This is a genomic window from Gammaproteobacteria bacterium (genome assembly GCA_015709635.1).
Lineage (GTDB): Bacteria > Pseudomonadota > Gammaproteobacteria > Burkholderiales > Nitrosomonadaceae > Nitrosomonas.
Window position 1 is genome coordinate 1,777,217 of sequence record CP054180.1, and the last position, 16,025, is coordinate 1,793,241.

At 49.4% G+C, this 16,025-nt stretch carries 18 protein-coding genes; 14 read left to right on the top strand and 4 right to left on the bottom strand.

Features of this window, described 5'->3' with window-relative positions; all coding sequences use genetic code 11:
* The first annotated feature begins 52 nt into the window (after positions 1–52).
* Together HRU78_08365 and HRU78_08370 are read left to right on the top strand one after the other, a co-directional pair.
* Entirely contained in the window at positions 53–349 is a 297-nt protein-coding gene (locus HRU78_08365; GenBank protein ID QOJ23663.1) for a type II toxin-antitoxin system RelE/ParE family toxin, read from the top strand.
* A 3-nt stretch (positions 350–352) separates the two neighbouring features.
* A complete protein-coding gene (locus HRU78_08370; protein QOJ23664.1) occupies positions 353–652 on the top strand; it encodes a putative addiction module antidote protein in 300 nt (99 codons plus the stop codon).
* 112 nt (positions 653–764) lie between these two features.
* On the opposite strand, the gene HRU78_08375 is transcribed toward HRU78_08370, so the two are convergent.
* The 4 genes from HRU78_08375 to queG all read right to left on the bottom strand — a co-directional run bounded on the left by HRU78_08375 (position 765) and on the right by queG (position 5,156).
* On the bottom strand, positions 765–1,823 hold the full coding sequence (locus tag HRU78_08375; GenBank protein QOJ23665.1) for a RelA/SpoT domain-containing protein: 1,059 nt from the start codon (positions 1,821–1,823) through the stop codon (positions 765–767).
* 71 nt (positions 1,824–1,894) lie between these two features.
* Positions 1,895–2,803: a D-hexose-6-phosphate mutarotase gene (locus HRU78_08380; GenBank protein QOJ23666.1), complete on the bottom strand. Its 909-nt coding sequence runs from the start codon at positions 2,801–2,803 to the stop codon at positions 1,895–1,897.
* 32 nt (positions 2,804–2,835) lie between these two features.
* Complete coding sequence (gene purT, locus HRU78_08385; GenBank protein ID QOJ23667.1) at positions 2,836–4,047, bottom strand: formate-dependent phosphoribosylglycinamide formyltransferase; 1,212 nt, start codon at positions 4,045–4,047, stop codon at positions 2,836–2,838.
* A 5-nt stretch (positions 4,048–4,052) separates the two neighbouring features.
* Complete coding sequence (gene queG / locus HRU78_08390) at positions 4,053–5,156, bottom strand: tRNA epoxyqueuosine(34) reductase QueG (GenBank protein ID QOJ23668.1); 1,104 nt, start codon at positions 5,154–5,156, stop codon at positions 4,053–4,055.
* Between queG and tsaE the strand changes: the two genes are divergently transcribed.
* From tsaE to cheZ, 12 genes are all read left to right on the top strand, one after another.
* Positions 5,151–5,657 (top strand): tRNA (adenosine(37)-N6)-threonylcarbamoyltransferase complex ATPase subunit type 1 TsaE, encoded by a 507-nt coding sequence (gene tsaE / locus HRU78_08395; protein ID QOJ23669.1) that lies wholly within the window; start codon positions 5,151–5,153, stop codon positions 5,655–5,657. The genes queG and tsaE overlap by 6 nt on opposite strands.
* Entirely contained in the window at positions 5,621–7,093 is a 1,473-nt protein-coding gene (locus tag HRU78_08400) for an N-acetylmuramoyl-L-alanine amidase (GenBank protein ID QOJ23670.1), read from the top strand. The genes tsaE and HRU78_08400 overlap by 37 nt, the downstream gene beginning before the upstream one ends.
* 210 nt (positions 7,094–7,303) lie before the next feature.
* The gene (locus tag HRU78_08405; protein QOJ24977.1) at positions 7,304–8,443 is read left to right on the top strand and encodes an ABC transporter permease; all 1,140 of its coding nucleotides are present in this window, start codon (positions 7,304–7,306) and stop codon (positions 8,441–8,443) included.
* Between the two features lie 2 nt (positions 8,444–8,445).
* Positions 8,446–9,255 carry an ATP-binding cassette domain-containing protein gene (locus HRU78_08410; protein QOJ23671.1) on the top strand — a complete coding sequence of 270 codons (810 nt, stop codon included), beginning with the start codon at positions 8,446–8,448 and terminating at the stop codon, positions 9,253–9,255.
* Positions 9,228–10,127 carry an MCE family protein gene (locus tag HRU78_08415; GenBank protein QOJ23672.1) on the top strand — a complete coding sequence of 300 codons (900 nt, stop codon included), beginning with the start codon at positions 9,228–9,230 and terminating at the stop codon, positions 10,125–10,127. Before HRU78_08410 ends, HRU78_08415 begins: the two co-directional genes overlap by 28 nt.
* Positions 10,124–10,747, top strand: a complete 624-nt coding sequence (locus HRU78_08420) for a membrane integrity-associated transporter subunit PqiC (protein ID QOJ23673.1) — start codon at positions 10,124–10,126, stop codon at positions 10,745–10,747. The genes HRU78_08415 and HRU78_08420 overlap by 4 nt, the downstream gene beginning before the upstream one ends.
* A gap of 91 nt (positions 10,748–10,838) precedes the next feature.
* Positions 10,839–10,964: a lipoprotein gene (locus tag HRU78_08425; protein QOJ23674.1), complete on the top strand. Its 126-nt coding sequence runs from the start codon at positions 10,839–10,841 to the stop codon at positions 10,962–10,964.
* Positions 10,961–12,217: a diaminopimelate decarboxylase gene (gene lysA, locus HRU78_08430; GenBank protein QOJ23675.1), complete on the top strand. Its 1,257-nt coding sequence runs from the start codon at positions 10,961–10,963 to the stop codon at positions 12,215–12,217. The genes HRU78_08425 and lysA overlap by 4 nt, the downstream gene beginning before the upstream one ends.
* Before the next feature lie 63 nt (positions 12,218–12,280).
* The gene (locus HRU78_08435) at positions 12,281–13,339 is read left to right on the top strand and encodes a phytoene/squalene synthase family protein (protein ID QOJ23676.1); all 1,059 of its coding nucleotides are present in this window, start codon (positions 12,281–12,283) and stop codon (positions 13,337–13,339) included.
* A gap of 44 nt (positions 13,340–13,383) precedes the next feature.
* Complete coding sequence (locus HRU78_08440) at positions 13,384–14,376, top strand: NAD-dependent epimerase/dehydratase family protein (GenBank protein ID QOJ23677.1); 993 nt, start codon at positions 13,384–13,386, stop codon at positions 14,374–14,376.
* 325 nt (positions 14,377–14,701) lie between these two features.
* On the top strand, positions 14,702–15,109 hold the full coding sequence (gene cheY / locus HRU78_08445; protein ID QOJ23678.1) for a chemotaxis protein CheY: 408 nt from the start codon (positions 14,702–14,704) through the stop codon (positions 15,107–15,109).
* Between the two features lie 33 nt (positions 15,110–15,142).
* Entirely contained in the window at positions 15,143–15,901 is a 759-nt protein-coding gene (cheZ, locus tag HRU78_08450) for a protein phosphatase CheZ (GenBank protein ID QOJ23679.1), read from the top strand.
* Positions 15,902–16,025 lie beyond the last annotated feature (124 nt).

Consider the following 16,025-nt stretch of genomic DNA (forward strand, 5'->3'; position numbering starts at 1 on the left):
TCATTAAGGTCAATAATTTGTTTTCTGTATAAATTGGGATACAATCTTGTTGATGAATACGATTCAAACCACAGAAGTTTTCGATAAATGGTTCGATGAATTGAAAGATCGAATAGCTAAAGCGCGAATTCAGGCGCGAATCGACTGGGCGGAAGATGGTAATTTTGGCGATTGCAGCCCGGTTGGCGAAGGCGTATCCGAAATGCGCATTCATGTTGGAGCCGGATATCGCGTGTATTACAAACAAGTTGGCATGGAAATATTTTTGCTGCTAGCCGGTGGAGACAAATCGACACAACAGCGGGATATAGAAACAGCGCTTGAGTTGGCGCGTAAAATTAAGGAATAACCCATGGACAAAATCAAATTGCGATGCTGGGATAGTGCTGAACACCTCAAAACTGAGGAGGACATAGCACTTTACCTCGATGCCTGCTTGGAAGAGGCAGGCGATGATGCCGCTTTTATCGCCAAAGCGCTTGGGAACATAGCTCGCGCGCGCGGCATGACTCAGCTTGCACACGATACCGGGCTTGGCAGAGAAAGCCTTTACAAAGCTTTGTCCGGCGACGGCAACCCCAGCTTCTCCACGATCCTGAAAGTCATTAAGGCGCTCGGATTGAAGCTGCATGTCGAAACACCCGGGCGCTGAGTTTGTTCGTAAATTGAGAAAGAATCTGAGCGACTAAGATTTCAGTTTGATGCTTTAGGCATCGCGAACTATTATATCAAGACATGCCCCCGGCTTCCGTAACTATATGCAATCAGAAGCTTGTTCGCTTTAATGCTTCGTTTGCTTCAATTATTTTCTCAATGTTTCGAGAAAAAGCAGTAGTATCTGCAAAATAGTTTGGATATGCCTTTTTTAAGGCTCTTATCGACTCTGCAGAAACAAGCACTACGTCTTTCTTGGGATTGTCCTTAAATTCTTTTTCCAGTGCACTATATTTTCTCGTTGCCGAATCTAATTGACCTGTTGGATACCTAAATATTTTAATGTTTGACTTGTCAACTTCGAGAAGAAGTAAAAAATATTCTATGCCCTTATTTTTTGAATCCCCAATATGATTAGTTGAAACAGCAAATGCTCTTAGTCTAGGAAGAACATCTAATCGTACAATATACTTAATTAAATCTTGTCGATCCCTAGTACTTGCATTTCTTGCTAAAGCTTTTTCTTCAATATCGGCAAAAGCAATGCTAGCTAGCTTGAAGAAATTCAACCAAGCATCATGACCTTTACTAGCTTTAAGACTCTGACCAGTAAACGTGCCAACTACTTCTACAGCAGTAGCCCACGAGTGTTGCACATTGCTCCTAATTTGTAACTCAACAAAATGGGAAGAGAAGTTTTGTTTGGAACCGTTGTAGCGATAGACAAGATGGATTCCTCTATAACCAGAAGGTTTTGGCTCGCTTATATAATCTCTTTCGCGACGAAGAATGTTTCTGGTTCTACCTTCTACAATAGCGTCTCGTATTTGATAGACTTGGCTTATGCTAGAAACAACAATACGACAACCGCCAATATCTTCCATTCTGTCAAGTTTCATCCCATCCTCGCGTTGTAATTTGGCAAGGATAGAAGGAGTGCGTTTCAGCCTTTTTACTACAACTGCATTTGGATCGACTTCAAAAGCTATTTTTCTGTAGTAGCCAAGCATTGACTGAAGTGGATAGGCATGCGAAGAGCGCCAATTATCAAGAACATCAGATGCCTTGAAAAACTTATCTAAATCTAAATCATCACTGATTAAATAATCACCGGCTCGTCTTACCGCCTTTTTTGAATATTTTAGCTCAACCCAAAACAAACCCATCACCTACTTTAATTATCACTCACAAAATTGACTTGATCAGATCGTAAGTGCATGCCCATATTCCAATCAACTCATTAACCCCGCATCACCCGGTAATCAGCCACCAACCGACACTCCCCACCCGGCGCAACTTCTCGAACATCATCCGCCGCATTAGTGGTTTCCACACACAGCAAACGTTTGTAATCATCATCTTCCAAATCCGCCATATCCCTGGCGATTTTCTCCCAGGGATTCCATACCACGGCGGTTTTGCTGCCTTGCGAGGTGATTTGGATGCGGCGGTTGAGTGCTGCGTCGTCGATGGTCAGGGTATTGCCGACATTCAGATAGATACGATCAACTTCGGCGCCGATGGTGACGTCACCGGTTTGATATTTTTGCGTGTTGCCGCCACCGGCTTTGTCGAGATAGTCGCAACCGGCCAGTCCCAATACTTTTGCGCGAGTGATGTCACCGACTTTGAAGTAAGTGTGAAAAGCCTGGGTGATGGTGAATTTTTCCTTGCCGGTGTTGCGCGTGATCAGCGATAGGTTCAGGGTGTCGCCAACGACGATTTCCTGCCGCAGGTTGAACGCATGTGGCCAGATGGCTTGCGTTTCCGGGGTATCGTCGAGTCCGACGGTAACTTTGATGTCGCCATTGCTCAGCGCTTCGGTCGCCACCACATTCCAGCCGCGGTTGCGCACGAAACCATGCCCGGAGCGCCCCTTACCTTCCGGATCGGCGCCAAACCACGGCCAACAGATCGGGGCGCCACCTTTGATGGCTTTGCCGTCCTGGTAATACGCTTTCTCGCTTAAAAACATCACGTCTTCCGCTTCACCGGCCGGTTGGTACGATAGCACCTGCCCGGCATGAATCGAGATCAGCGCTTTGGCCTTGGCGGTTTTGACCTGAATCATCGGCAAACCGCCTTTACCGGCGATAAATTCCAATTGTCCTGCGATTCCGAATTGCGTATTGAGTTGCTCGATCGTCATGATTTTCCTTTACTATGAGTTAATTATAAAATTTAATCCTTGATTGGTATTACCCGGCTAGCGGCCAGCTTTGCCCGCTCGCGCGCTTGATTCGTATCCGCACCATTCGCCAGCGCCACCCCCATGCGCCGCCGCTTGAACGATTCCGGCTTGCCGAATAGGCGGATATCGCTGTGCGGTACGTTGAGCGCGTCGACCACGCCGGAAAAAGCAATGCCTTTGGCTTCCAGTTGACCGTAAATCACCGCGCTGGCACCGGACACCAGCAATGAGGTATCGACTGGCAAACCAAGAATCGCGCGTGCGTGCAAGTCGAATTCGCTTTGCTTCTGGCTACACATTGTCACCATGCCGGTGTCGTGCGGCCGTGGGCTGACTTCGCTGAACCACACATCATCGCCTTTGACGAACAATTCCACGCCGAAAATGCCCAGCCCTCCCAAATCATCAGTGATGATCTTGGCAATTTCGCGCGCGCGTTGCAGCGCCGTCACCGACATCGCTTGCGGTTGCCAGCTTTCGACGTAATCGCCATGCACCTGCACATGACCGATCGGTTCGCAGAAATGGGTTTTGATGGTACCGTCTATATCCAGTGCTCGCACGGTCAATTGCGTGATTTCGTAATCGAAATGAATCACGCCTTCGACGATCACACGCCCCTGATCGACGCGGCTGCCGCTGGCGGCGTAATTCCAGGCTGCTTGCACTTCCCCGGCATGATCGACCCGTGATTGCCCTTTGCCGGATGACGACATCACCGGCTTGACGATACACGGATAACCAATCGTGTTGTCGATTACCGCTTGCAGTTCCGCCAAGCTGTTGGCAAAGGCATACGGCGATGTCGGCAGCTCCAAGGTTTCCGCCGCCAGACAACGAATGCCCTCGCGATTCATCGTCAACCGGGCGGCGCGCGCGGTGGGAATGACCGTTGCCAATCCCGTTTTCTCGATCTCCAGCAGCATCTCCGTGGCGATCGCTTCAATCTCCGGCACGATGATATCGGGTTGTTCCTGTTCGACCAGTGCGTGCAACGCCTGCCCATCGGCCATGTTGATCACATGCGCTCGATGCGCGACTTGATGACCCGGTGCGTTGGCGTAACGGTCAACCGCGATGGTTTCGACGCCCAAACGCTGCAGCGCGATGATGACCTCCTTGCCGAGTTCGCCGCTGCCGAGCAGCATGACTTTGGTCGCCGACGGACTGAGCGGCGTACCGATGACCGATGTTGTTTTCATGATGATTACTCCCGAATGACAGTTCTTTTTTGATGTTGCTGCCGCAACGCCCACTGCACATGCTCGCGCACCATGTCCGACGCATCGTCCGCGCGCGCTTGCAGCGCCTGAACGATTTCAGCCGAGTACGTCGCATTGCCTAGACCGACGGCGACATTGCGTAACCATTGCTGGTAACCGATGCGGCGGATCGCGCTGCCGGCCAGTTTCGCTTCAAACGTTGCTTGATCCCAACCGAACAACTCGATCAGCGATACATCGTCGAGGCCGTTGCGCACGTGAAAGTCGTTTTCGTTGGTAATCTTGGCGAATTTATTCCACGGACACACCAACTGGCAATCGTCACAACCGTAGATACGGTTGCCGATCAGCGGCCGTAATGGTTCCGGGATGCTGTCTTTGAGTTCGATAGTCAGGTAGGAGATACAACGGCGGGCGTCGACTGTGTAGGGTGCGACAATCGCTTGCGTCGGGCAGATGTCGATGCAGCGGGTGCAACTGCCGCAATAGTTGCCGGTTTCTTCATCGACCGGCAATGGCAAATCAACGTACATTTCGCCGAGGAAAAACATCGATCCCGCCTGGCGATTCAGCAGTAACGTATGCTTGCCGCGCCAGCCCAAACCGGCCTTCTGCGCCCAAGCCACTTCCATCACCGGTGCACTGTCGGAAAACACCCGGTAATTGAACGGCCCTGCTGCTTCGGTGATTTTGTCGGCGAGCTTTTGCAGCCGCGCACGGATCACTTTATGGTAATCGCGCCCCAGTGCATAGCGTGAAATGAACGCCCGGTCGCCGGAGTGAATGACATCCCAGCTATTTTCAACCGCCGGCGGCGCATAGTTCATGCACACCGAAATGACGCGCTGCGTCCCAGGCTCCAATTCCGCTGGCCGGGTGCGCTTGGTGCCGTGTTTCGCCATATAATCCATCGTGCCGTGATATTCTTGCGCCAGCCACTGGAACAACCCGGATTCAACCGCGGACATATCCGCCTGCGCATCGGCAATGCGAACCTCATGGAAGCCCAATTCCTTGCCCCATGTCTTGATCGCTGTTGCTAAAACCGCATAATCGGAAATATTTTTTGCTGAGGTATTGACTTGCATAACGCACATTCGACGGACGCTGAAACAGCGCACAATTTTTCCTGTTATCTTGCCGACGATTCAGCAACTCTAAAATTCGGTGAAAAATTATCGACTTATTTACATGCCGGCTTAACCCTTTACTTGATCGGCGATCTCGGCGCCGGCAAAACCACACTGACGCGCGGTATTCTACACGGGCTTGGATACTCGCATACCGTCAAAAGTCCGACCTACAATTTAGTTGAAATCTACAAAATCTCTGGGGTATACTTCTATCACTTTGATTTTTATCGATTCAATGACTATCTTGAATGGGAAGAAGCAGGTTTCCGCGACTATTTTAATTCAGATTCAATCTGCGTGGTGGAATGGCCTGAAAAAGCAGGCGATTTATTACCCAAACCGGACTTGCAGCTCGTTCTCAGCATTCTCGATACTGGCCGAAAAATCGAACTTCAGGCGTGCACAGAGGCGGGAAAACAATGCTTGAAACAGTGGAGCAATTTAAAAAACGAGTAACTGCATATCGAAATGACCGCAATCTCCGTGTTGCCGGAAATTTCTTTCTGTCATGCCTCATTCTGATTTTTTTCTGCTGTATTTGTCCGAGCCAGTCCGTTTTGGCCGCCGACACCACGGTAAAATCGGTTCGCATCGGATTGACCCCGGATTATACCCGCATCACATTGGAATCCGGCCAACCGCTCGACTATGAACTAAGCATGCTGGAAAACCCGCACCGGGTGGTTGTCGATTTAAACAATGCCAAGCTGTCTCCGGCGCTATCGACACTCCCGCAAAAAGTCGATGCCATTGACCCTTTTGTGCAAAAAATCCGCGTCGGTCAGTATAAACCGCATGTCATCCGGCTGGTGTTCGACCTGAAGGCCAATGTCGTGCCGCGCACCTTTGTCATCGAACCGAAGGAAAATTTTGCCCATCGCTTGGTTCTGGATATTTATCATCCCGAAAAAGCCGGCAAAGCGGATCAGATTGCCCGGGCCAATCCCCCGGCTAGTGCTGACTTTGGAGCGGATGTTCTGGATGAATTGGTTGCCACGTTGACGAAAGGCAATGGCAATCAACCACAAAAAGCGGATCAGATCCGGCTGGTCTGGCCGCACTCGCCCAAACCGCAACTGAACCAAGCGAATCAAGTTAAGCAACTCAGCAATTCTCCAGCAGCGCCCAACCGGAAACCCGGCAAAGCACCACCGAAAAACTTGGCACCACGGATTCTTATCATTGCGATCGATCCCGGTCATGGCGGCAAGGATCCCGGCGCGGTGGGAAATCAGGGCACTCATGAGAAAGATGTTACTTTGGCAATCGCCAAAAAACTGAAAGAGCGCATCGACAAGGAATCGAACATGCGCGCGATTCTGACGCGCGACGGCGATTACTATATTTCCCTGCCGCAACGCCGCATTAACGCGCGCCGCGCCAACGCCGACTTATTCGTGTCAATCCATGCCGATGCCAACCCCAAAGCGCATGCGCACGGTTCTTCGGTCTTTACATTATCCGAGCACGGCGCCACTTCGACCACGGCGAGCTGGCTTGCCAACAAGGAAAACAGCGTCGACAACGATTTGATGGGCGGTATCGATATCACATCGAAATCAAAAGACATTAAAGAACTGCTGCTGGATCTGTCACTCAACGCCACTATCAATGACAGCGTCAAATTGGCGGAATACGTTTTGAAACAACTCGGCGGCATTAATCATTTACATAAAAGAAATGTCGAACAAGCCGGTTTCGCCGTGCTGAAATCACCCGATATTCCATCTATCCTGGTGGAAACGGCTTTTCTCAGTAATCCCAGAGAAGAAGAGAAACTGCGCAGCAAAGGCTATCAGGACAAAATGGCGGATGCCATGTACTTGGGCATCAAAAAATATTTTTCCGACAATCCGGCATTGGCGCGATCTGCCGTAGCTCAAGCAAAATAACTCGCACATGCACCGTTTTTCTGCAAACACTTTCATTAATCTGTCAAACTGCTTCGCTATAACGAGTACAATGATTTCCTATTAGTCCGTCGAAGCAAAATATCCTTAACGCAGGATACTGCGCTTGTTGAAGAAGTAAAAACTATCCCGATTGTTTAAAGGCCATGACAAAATCTTGGCATTCCCATGAATGAACCCAAGCCAGAATTGATGCACAGCAATCATGCGCATAACACCTTGCAGCACTGGTACCGGCTTAGCTCTGAAGAGGGTCGTACCGCTATTGTTTTAACGGGCGACTATACCTTGATGGCTTTAAAATCTGTGTTAAAACCATTGACGGACGAACTCGGCAATCAGGCCAGAAACCAGGATCTTCATTGGGATCTGACCGGCATCCAACAAATCGATACGGCTGGCACTGCTTTGCTGTGGCGCATCTGGCAAGGACAACGGCCACAACATCTGCAATTACGCCCTGAACACGAAAAAATGTTTGCACGCTTGGAACATCTGCCCATCTTAAAACCGGAAATGAAACACCGCGGGTTGCTCTGGCCTTTGATCGCTTTGGGCAGGTCAGCATTCCTGTTGTGGCAACACGGTTTGGGATTGGTGATGTTGATCGGCCAATTGCTGCTGGATATTGTTTACTTATTCCGTAACCCCGTTTATATCCCCTGGCGCGAAATCTCAGCCAATTTGTACCGCACCGGTGCGCAAGCGCTCGGCATTACCGCTTTGGTCGGTTTCCTGATCGGTATCGTCTTAAGTTATCTCTCATCGAAGCAATTGCAGTTGTTCGGCGCCGATATTTTTATCATTAACATTCTGGGAATCAGCATTATCCGCGAATTGGGCCCGATGCTGGCATCGATTCTGGTTGCCGGCCGTTCCGGTTCTTCCATGACGGCGCAATTGGGCGTGATGCGCGTCACCCAGGAATTGGATGCCTTGACGGTCATGGGTATTTCGCATAGCCAGCGCCTGATATTGCCGAAAGTACTGGGACTCGGCATTGCCATGCCGCTGCTGGTGATGTGGACCAGTGCAATCGCGTTATTGGGCGGAATGGTCGCAGCCGAATGGCAGTTAGGTTTAAACCATCAGTACTTTCTGACTACATTGCCCGACGCTGTGCCGATTGCCAACTTGTGGCTCGGATTGGGCAAAGGAATTGTGTGCGGCATGGTGATCGCGCTCATTGCCTGCCATTTCGGTTTAAGGATCAAACCGAACACGGAAAGCCTCGGTGAAGGCACTACTACATCGGTGGTAACCGCAATCACCATGGTGATTATTATCGACGCGATTTTCGCCGTGCTATTTTCCGACGTAGGACTCACCTAGCGATGAGCAAACGCGAGTGTATTATCGAGATCGAATCGCTGTACACACGATTCGGCAATCATACTGTCCATCGCGATATCAATTTACAAGTCTACCGGGGTGAAATTCTGACACTCATTGGCGGATCGGGCAGCGGAAAAACGACACTATTGCGCCAAATGCTCGGATTGGAGCAACCCGCGCAAGGCAGCGTCAAAATTTTCGGCAGCAGCGGTGCCGATCCCGGCTTCGACCAGCAAAAAAAATGCGTGCGCAGCCGCTCGGGGGTGCTTTTTCAACAAGGCGCATTGTTTAGCGCGCTGACGGTGTTTGACAACGTCGCACTGCCTTTACGTGAGCTGCATACGTTAAGTGAAGATATGATTCGCGATCTCGTCATGATCAAACTCGATATGGTGGCCATCGAACCAGAGCATGCGAACAAAATGCCGGCCGCTTTATCCGGCGGCATGATCAAGCGTGTCGCTCTGGCGCGCGCGCTGGCCTTGGATCCGGAAGTGCTGTTTCTCGACGAACCGACTGCCGGATTGGATCCCGAGTTGAGTGAAAGCTTCGTCGAGCTGGTGCTGGCGTTGCGTAACGAAATGGATCTGACCATTGTCATGGTAACGCACGATCTGGATACGCTAGTCGCACTATCGGACCGGATTGCCGTTTTAGCGGATCAGCGGGTCGTGGTCATCGGCACCTTGGATGAAATTTACCGCCATCCGCACCCTTTCATCACCAGCTTTTTCAAAAGTATACGACATAAAATTGAGCAAAAAAACAACTCGGAGCACACATGGAAAACCGCGCCCACGCCCTCGTAGCCGGCATTTTTGTCATTTTCCTCAGTATCACGATCGCTTTAGTCGCGATCTGGTTTAGCGGTAGCAACATCCAGCGCACCGCTTATCTCGTCGTCACCAAGGAATCGGTGAACGGACTCAATCCGCAATCGGCGGTGCATTACCGCGGCGTTAATATCGGCAAGGTTGAAAATATCGAATTCGATCCCGGCGATCCGCAGCAAATTCTCGTGCATATCTCAGTGAACGAGAATGTTATACTGAGAAACAGCGTGTATGCGCAGCTTGGCTATCAAGGCGTTACCGGGCTGGCCTACATTCAGCTGAACGATGAGGGTATTGGCACTGAACAACTGGCGAGCGATGCGCGCATTCCGATGCGCCGTTCATTACTCGACGAAGTCGCCGGATACGGACAGGACTTGCTCAGCAACGTCAATCAATTGGTATTAAAAATGCATCACCTGCTGAACGATGAAAATCAAAATCATTTTTCTAAAATTCTGCAAAATATTCAGCATGCCACCAGTGATTTTGACGGTATCGCGGAGCATTTGCAGCCGGTATTGCATTCTTTCACCGAATTGACAAGCGAATCCGCCACCCTGGTCAAGCGATTGGATCAGTTGTTGGGTGAAATTAATATTACCGTAGGCAAAATTAATCAGAAAGACGGTATTTTCGATAGCTTATCGCAAAGCACACAAGAGCTGACAACGACCATTCCGGAATTGCGCAAGGTCAGCGACAGTATTGTTCGTAGTTCCAATAATTTGGACAAAGTGCTTCATCAATTGGAAGAAAACCCGCAAAGCGTGTTGTTTGGCCGTACTCCCACCCTGCCGGGGCCTGGAGAAGCCGGTTTTGTTCCACCCAGCAGGAATACCCAATGAGCAAAATATCTTTATTACTGCTGATCATCTGCCTGCTACCGGGTTGTGCTTTTCTGCACAAATCACAACCGGCAGCCGTTTATGATTTCGGTATGCAATCGGCAATCCAGGCCCAGCAAACATCTCAGCAAGCGCAACTGCGAAGGAAAAGCCTACTGGTTGCCGAAACGACGGCACCCTCCTGGCTGGATAACACGGCAATCCACTACCGCTTGCTCTATCACAATCCCACGCAATCGTACAGCTATGCCAATAGCCGCTGGATTGCCAAGCCTGCCGCCCTGCTGTCGCAACAGCTGCGCAACCGCATCGTCACTACGACACAGGAACATGTCATTAAAGACAGCAGCGTTGCAACAGCCGATCATGTGCTGCACACGGAATTGGAAGAATTCTCGCAATTGTTTGATACAGCATCGGACAGCCGCGTCGTGATAATCCTGCGCGCCAGCCTGGTCGAGCGCAGTACACGCAAAGTGCTGGCACAGAAAGATTTCAGCGTCACGAAGCAAGCGCCTACTGCGGATGCACCGGGTGCTGTCACCGCTTTAGGCGCAGCGAATGATCAGCTATTAGATGAATTGGCCGATTGGCTGGCTGCCGCATTAGCGCCAAACTAACCCTGGCTTCGCCAGCAAATTAATCACAACTTTGATTAATTCAGCATGTGCTTATGTTAGTATCCCGTCATTACTGTTCCAGGGACTCCTCATGCGTTCATTTCTTACCATGCTGCTTTCCATTTGCCTACTCGGCGCCTGCGGCCTTAAAGGACCGCTTTACCTTCCCAAAGTCGATGAAGCCTCTGCGTCATCCAGTCAAGCGCAGAAAAAATGAGCGGTTTTTCTGAGTTTGATTACCGCAACAATGAGCTGTTCGTTGAATCGGTTCCGCTGCAACAGATCGCCAATGAATTCGGCACTCCCTGTTACGTCTATTCCCGCGCCGCTCTGACTCAGGCTTATCAGGCATTCGATTCGGCGTTTGCAGACCGGGATCACCTCATCTGTTATGCGGTAAAAGCCAACTCGAACATTGCCATACTCAACCTTTTCGCCCAACTAGGCAGCGGTTTCGATATCGTATCGGGCGGCGAGTTGCAACGCGTCATTAAGGCGGGCGGCGATCCGGCAAAAACTGTTTTTTCCGGTGTCGGTAAAAATGCTGAAGAAATGCGCATAGCACTAAACGCTGGAATTCTGTGTTTCAATGTCGAATCCGAGGCCGAGTTGACCGTGCTTGATCAAATCGCCAAAGACATGGGCAAAATTGCGCCTGTCAGTCTGCGCGTCAATCCGGATGTAGACGCCAAAACGCATCCTTATATATCAACCGGCCTTAAGGAAAATAAATTCGGCGTCCCGGCCAAAGAAGCCGAGCGGATTTACCAATCGGCGCATTTGTTCCCGCACATCCGCTTTACCGGACTGGATTGCCATATTGGCTCCCAATTGACCGAGCTTGAACCATTCATGCAGGCCAGCAGCAAAATGCTCACATTGCTCAAAGCCTTGCAATCACAAGGCTCGCAGATTGAACACCTGGATTTGGGCGGCGGTCTGGGCATCCGCTACACCAATGAGACACCGCCAAGCATCAAGGATTATGTTTCCGCGCTATGCGCCAGCACGCAACACATCAAGCAACGCCTATTAATCGAACCGGGGCGTTCGCTGGTGGGAAATTGCGGTATTCTGCTGACACGGATCGAATACCTTAAACATACGCCGGCGCGTAACTTTGCTATTGTCGACGCCGCCATGAACGATCTGATGCGCCCGGCATTGTACGATGCTTATCATGACATTCTTCCGGTGCATAACAATGACGGTGAAACCGAAAGCTATCAGGTTGTCGGACCTGTTTGCGAAACCGGTGATTTTCTCGGTCACGACCGTAGTCTCTGCCTTTCAACCGGAGATTTACTTGCCGTCATGTCGGCCGGTGCGTATGGCATGAGCATGAGCTCGAATTACAACACCCGCCCGCGTGCTGCTGAAATCATGGTTGACCGCGATACCGTTCACGTCATCCGGCAGCGTGAAACCATCGACGAGCTTATCGCAACCGAACAAATTCTGCCGCAATAAATCGCCATTTGGAGACGCGTTTAATTGTAGTAACATGCCGTATCGCTTTTTGACCAATCACTGATGACAAACCCATCCCGTATCGCCGATGAACAGTATCAAGATGATATCTTGCAAGGCGTCTCGCGCACCTTTGCACTGACCATCCCGCAATTACCCGGGGCGCTGCGCCGTGTGATTGGCAATGCCTATCTGCTCTGCCGTATTACCGATACGATCGAAGACGATAGCGCATTGACCAATGAGCAGACCCGGGAGCTTTCGGATATGTTCGCCGAGGTTGTATGCGGCAACGCATCGGCGGAGGAATTCGCGCAAACACTCTACCCGCTGCTTTCCAACCACACCATCCCGGCCGAGCATGATCTAATCAAAAACACCCCATCCGTCATTCGCATCACGCATAGTTTCAACCCTGTGCAACGCCACGCGCTGGAACGTTGCGTGCGCATTATGGCGAAAGGCATGGCTGATTATCAGGAAACCGAATCCCTGGAAGGGCTGAAAGATTTATCCGAGATGAATCAGTATTGTTACTACGTCGCCGGTGTCGTTGGCGAAATGCTGACTGAACTGTTCTGCGATTACTCGCAAGATATCGATGCGCACAGACCCACGTTGATGAAACTGTCGGTTTCATTCGGTCAGGGATTGCAGATGACGAACATCCTCAAGGATATTTGGGACGATCGCAAGCGCGGTGCTTGTTGGTTGCCACAAGATATTTTTGTTAAAAACGGATTTAACCTGCGCGACTTGCAGCCCGGCACATCCGATGCGAAATTTCAGGCTGGATTGGCGGAGCTACTGGCTGTTGCCAAAAGCCATTTACACAATGCGCTGACCTACACCAGTTTGATTCCACCACAAGAAAAGGGAATTCGCCGGTTTTGTTTATGGGCGATCGGTATGGCGATTCTGACATTGAACAAAATCAATCAACACCGCGATTTCTCACAAGGCGCTCAAGTCAAAATCAGCCGCCGCAGCGTTAAAGCCACCATTATTACAACTAGTTTGTTTGCAAGCCAGGATTGGATATTGGAATTGCTGTTTAAGCTGACATCCAGAAATCTTCCTGACATCGATATACACAAAGTAGCATTCTCAGAAATCAAATAGAGGGAATGCATTAGTTTTACTCCCAAACATATTCGACTTAACGCATGACAAAATCATTGGTCACAGGCGCAACAGGATTTCTGGGTTCCGCGGTTATGCGGTGCCTGCTTGCGGCCGGACATGAAGTTCGCGTTTTGGTCAGACCGCATAGCGACCGGCGCAACCTTGAAAATTTTTCTGTTGAAGTCTTCGAAGGTGATTTACGTAGTCATCAATCACTCAAGAATGCAGTTCGCGGTTGCGATAATCTATTTCATGTTGCCGCCGATTATCGGCTCTGGGTTCCGGATCCCACGATCATGTATGAAATCAACGTTAATGGCACGCGTGACCTGATCTTGGCCGCCCATGAAGGTGGTATTCAACGCATTGTATATACCAGCAGCGTAGCGACACTCGGATTGAATATCGACGGCTCACCTGCCGACGAGGAAACACCATCGGATTTTGCACGCATTTTGGGGCACTACAAGCGCTCCAAGTACCAAGCTGAGCAATTAGTCAAACAATTAACCGATGATCACCGTTTGCCATTGGTGATTGTCAATCCTTCCACCCCGATCGGTCCCGGCGACGTGCGCCCCACCCCGACCGGGCGCATCGTGCTGGATACCTTGATGGGCCGCATGCCGGCGTATGTCAATACCGGACTCAATATCGCGCATGTCGATGATATTGCGCAAGGCCACTTACTGGCTTTTCATCATGGAAAACCGGGAGAGCGTTACATCCTGGGCGGGGATAACATGACATTGCTGCAAATTCTACAAGTCATCGATGAAATCAATGGAACACGCAAAAACCGCATCAGCATACCGATCAGCATCATGCTTCCACTGGCGTGGCTCATGGAAAAAACTGCAACCTTCACGCGCACGGAACCACGTGCAACGCTTGACAGTATTCATATGGCCAAGAAACTGATGTTTTTCTCCAGCGCAAAAGCGAAGCGGGAATTGGGTTATCAGCACCGGCCTGCTGTTGAAGCTCTTGAAGATGCGGTTAAATGGTTCAAAGAAAACGATTATTGCAATTAGAATTTCATATCTCCCCGGCTTCCGGCATCTCCCTGCCGGTTTAATCGATTCAAGTACTCCGGGAAAATTCCTAAACCACGCCCCACCATCCACTCAATAATCTCTATTTACTTTCCGTAATCCTAGCAAACCTGCTTCCTTAAAACTTCAAAACTCACTGGAAGCTACATTCGCCATCTTATTCAAAGAATTCTCTAAACTTTCAGGATTGACTGTCGTAAAAACAACGGCAAAGTGAGAATCAAGCACGCAAGAGTTGATCAAGCGATTAAGAAGCAAAGCAATTCTGGTAGTACATAAAACATTGTTATTTACGGAGAAAAGAATGCCTGACAAAAATTTAAAATTCTTGGTAGTGGATGATTTTTCTACCATGCGTAGAATCGTTCGCAACCTTCTAAAAGAACTAGGATTTGTCAATGTCGATGAGGCTGAGGATGGTGCAGTAGCTTTGCGTAAACTGCAAGATGGCAATTTCGATTTTATCGTATCCGATTGGAATATGCCGAATATGGACGGATTAACCATGCTGCAGAATGTACGCGCCAACGATGCATTAAAAAATATTCCTGTACTCATGGTTACAGCCGAGGCCAAAAAAGAAAATATTGTCGCTGCAGCTCAAGCCGGAGCAAGCGGTTATATCGTCAAGCCGTTCACTGCTGCTGTCCTGGAAGAAAAACTAAATAAGATCTTCCAGAATATGGAAGCCAAAATAGCTGTGAAAGCATGAAATTTCTTTTCATAACAACTTGATGAGTTCAAAATGAGTACAAAACGTCTTATGAAAGCAAAAACCGAGGATGCTTCTCAAGAAACAATCGGCACCAAATCCAAGAAATCTATTAAGTTGGCTGATACGCCGCAAATCGTAGAGACTAAAAATATTGAAGAAAATGAATTAACTGCAACCGATAAGAAAGTTATTGATCAGATTGGTCAATTAACCAGAAACTTGCACGACAGTTTACGTGAGCTCGGCTACGACAGACGCTTGGAAGCAATTGCAGCTGAAGTGCCCGAAGCCCAAGACAAATTATCTTACGTTGCAACCAAAACCGAGCAAGCGGCTGAACGCACGCTCAATGCAACTGAAATTGCCATGCCGATTCAAGATAAGCTCTCGGCCGATGCTATCCATTTGTCAGAACAGTGGAAACAAGCATTTGAAATCCATCAAACCAATCCGGACACAGAAAAATTTAAAACCTTATTGATCGACACACTGCAGTACCTGGATAAGGTTCCGGAGCAAACCAATGCAACCAACGCACAACTGATGGAAATTATGATGGCACAAGACTTCCAGGATCTCACCGGTCAAGTCATCAAGAAAATCACGCACATGGTGCAAAGTCTGGAAAAAGATCTAATTGATCTACTCCTCGCAAATGTCCCAACCAAGAAAATTGCCGCTGCAGATGAAGGACTCATGAATGGTCCTGTCACTAATCCTGAAAAATGTAATGACGTAGTATGTAACCAAGATCAAGTCGATGACTTACTCGCCAGTCTTGGGTTTTAGTTAAAAAATTCAGCTCCCCAATTCATTCTGGAAATTACCAATCCCGCTAGAGTTTTTCCCGTTATAACCGGTAAAACTCTAGCTTTTTTGTATACATTGCGGTGAAAATCCTGACTCCGAGTTA

Coding starts and splice junctions, on each gene's coding strand:
- HRU78_08365 (QOJ23663.1), top strand. CDS start 53: ATGAATACGATTCAAACCACAGAAGTTTTCGATAAATGGTTCGATGAA.
- purT (QOJ23667.1), bottom strand. CDS start 4,047: ATGAAAACAACATCGGTCATCGGTACGCCGCTCAGTCCGTCGGCGACC.
- HRU78_08410 (QOJ23671.1), top strand. CDS start 8,446: ATGAGCAAACGCGAGTGTATTATCGAGATCGAATCGCTGTACACACGA.
- HRU78_08420 (QOJ23673.1), top strand. CDS start 10,124: ATGAGCAAAATATCTTTATTACTGCTGATCATCTGCCTGCTACCGGGT.
- HRU78_08435 (QOJ23676.1), top strand. CDS start 12,281: ATGACAAACCCATCCCGTATCGCCGATGAACAGTATCAAGATGATATC.
- HRU78_08405 (QOJ24977.1), top strand. CDS start 7,304: ATGCACAGCAATCATGCGCATAACACCTTGCAGCACTGGTACCGGCTT.
- HRU78_08400 (QOJ23670.1), top strand. CDS start 5,621: ATGCTTGAAACAGTGGAGCAATTTAAAAAACGAGTAACTGCATATCGA.
- HRU78_08415 (QOJ23672.1), top strand. CDS start 9,228: ATGGAAAACCGCGCCCACGCCCTCGTAGCCGGCATTTTTGTCATTTTC.
- HRU78_08380 (QOJ23666.1), bottom strand. CDS start 2,803: ATGACGATCGAGCAACTCAATACGCAATTCGGAATCGCAGGACAATTG.
- HRU78_08370 (QOJ23664.1), top strand. CDS start 353: ATGGACAAAATCAAATTGCGATGCTGGGATAGTGCTGAACACCTCAAA.
- cheY (QOJ23678.1), top strand. CDS start 14,702: ATGCCTGACAAAAATTTAAAATTCTTGGTAGTGGATGATTTTTCTACC.
- cheZ (QOJ23679.1), top strand. CDS start 15,143: ATGAGTACAAAACGTCTTATGAAAGCAAAAACCGAGGATGCTTCTCAA.
- HRU78_08425 (QOJ23674.1), top strand. CDS start 10,839: ATGCGTTCATTTCTTACCATGCTGCTTTCCATTTGCCTACTCGGCGCC.
- lysA (QOJ23675.1), top strand. CDS start 10,961: ATGAGCGGTTTTTCTGAGTTTGATTACCGCAACAATGAGCTGTTCGTT.
- queG (QOJ23668.1), bottom strand. CDS start 5,156: ATGCAAGTCAATACCTCAGCAAAAAATATTTCCGATTATGCGGTTTTA.
- HRU78_08440 (QOJ23677.1), top strand. CDS start 13,384: ATGACAAAATCATTGGTCACAGGCGCAACAGGATTTCTGGGTTCCGCG.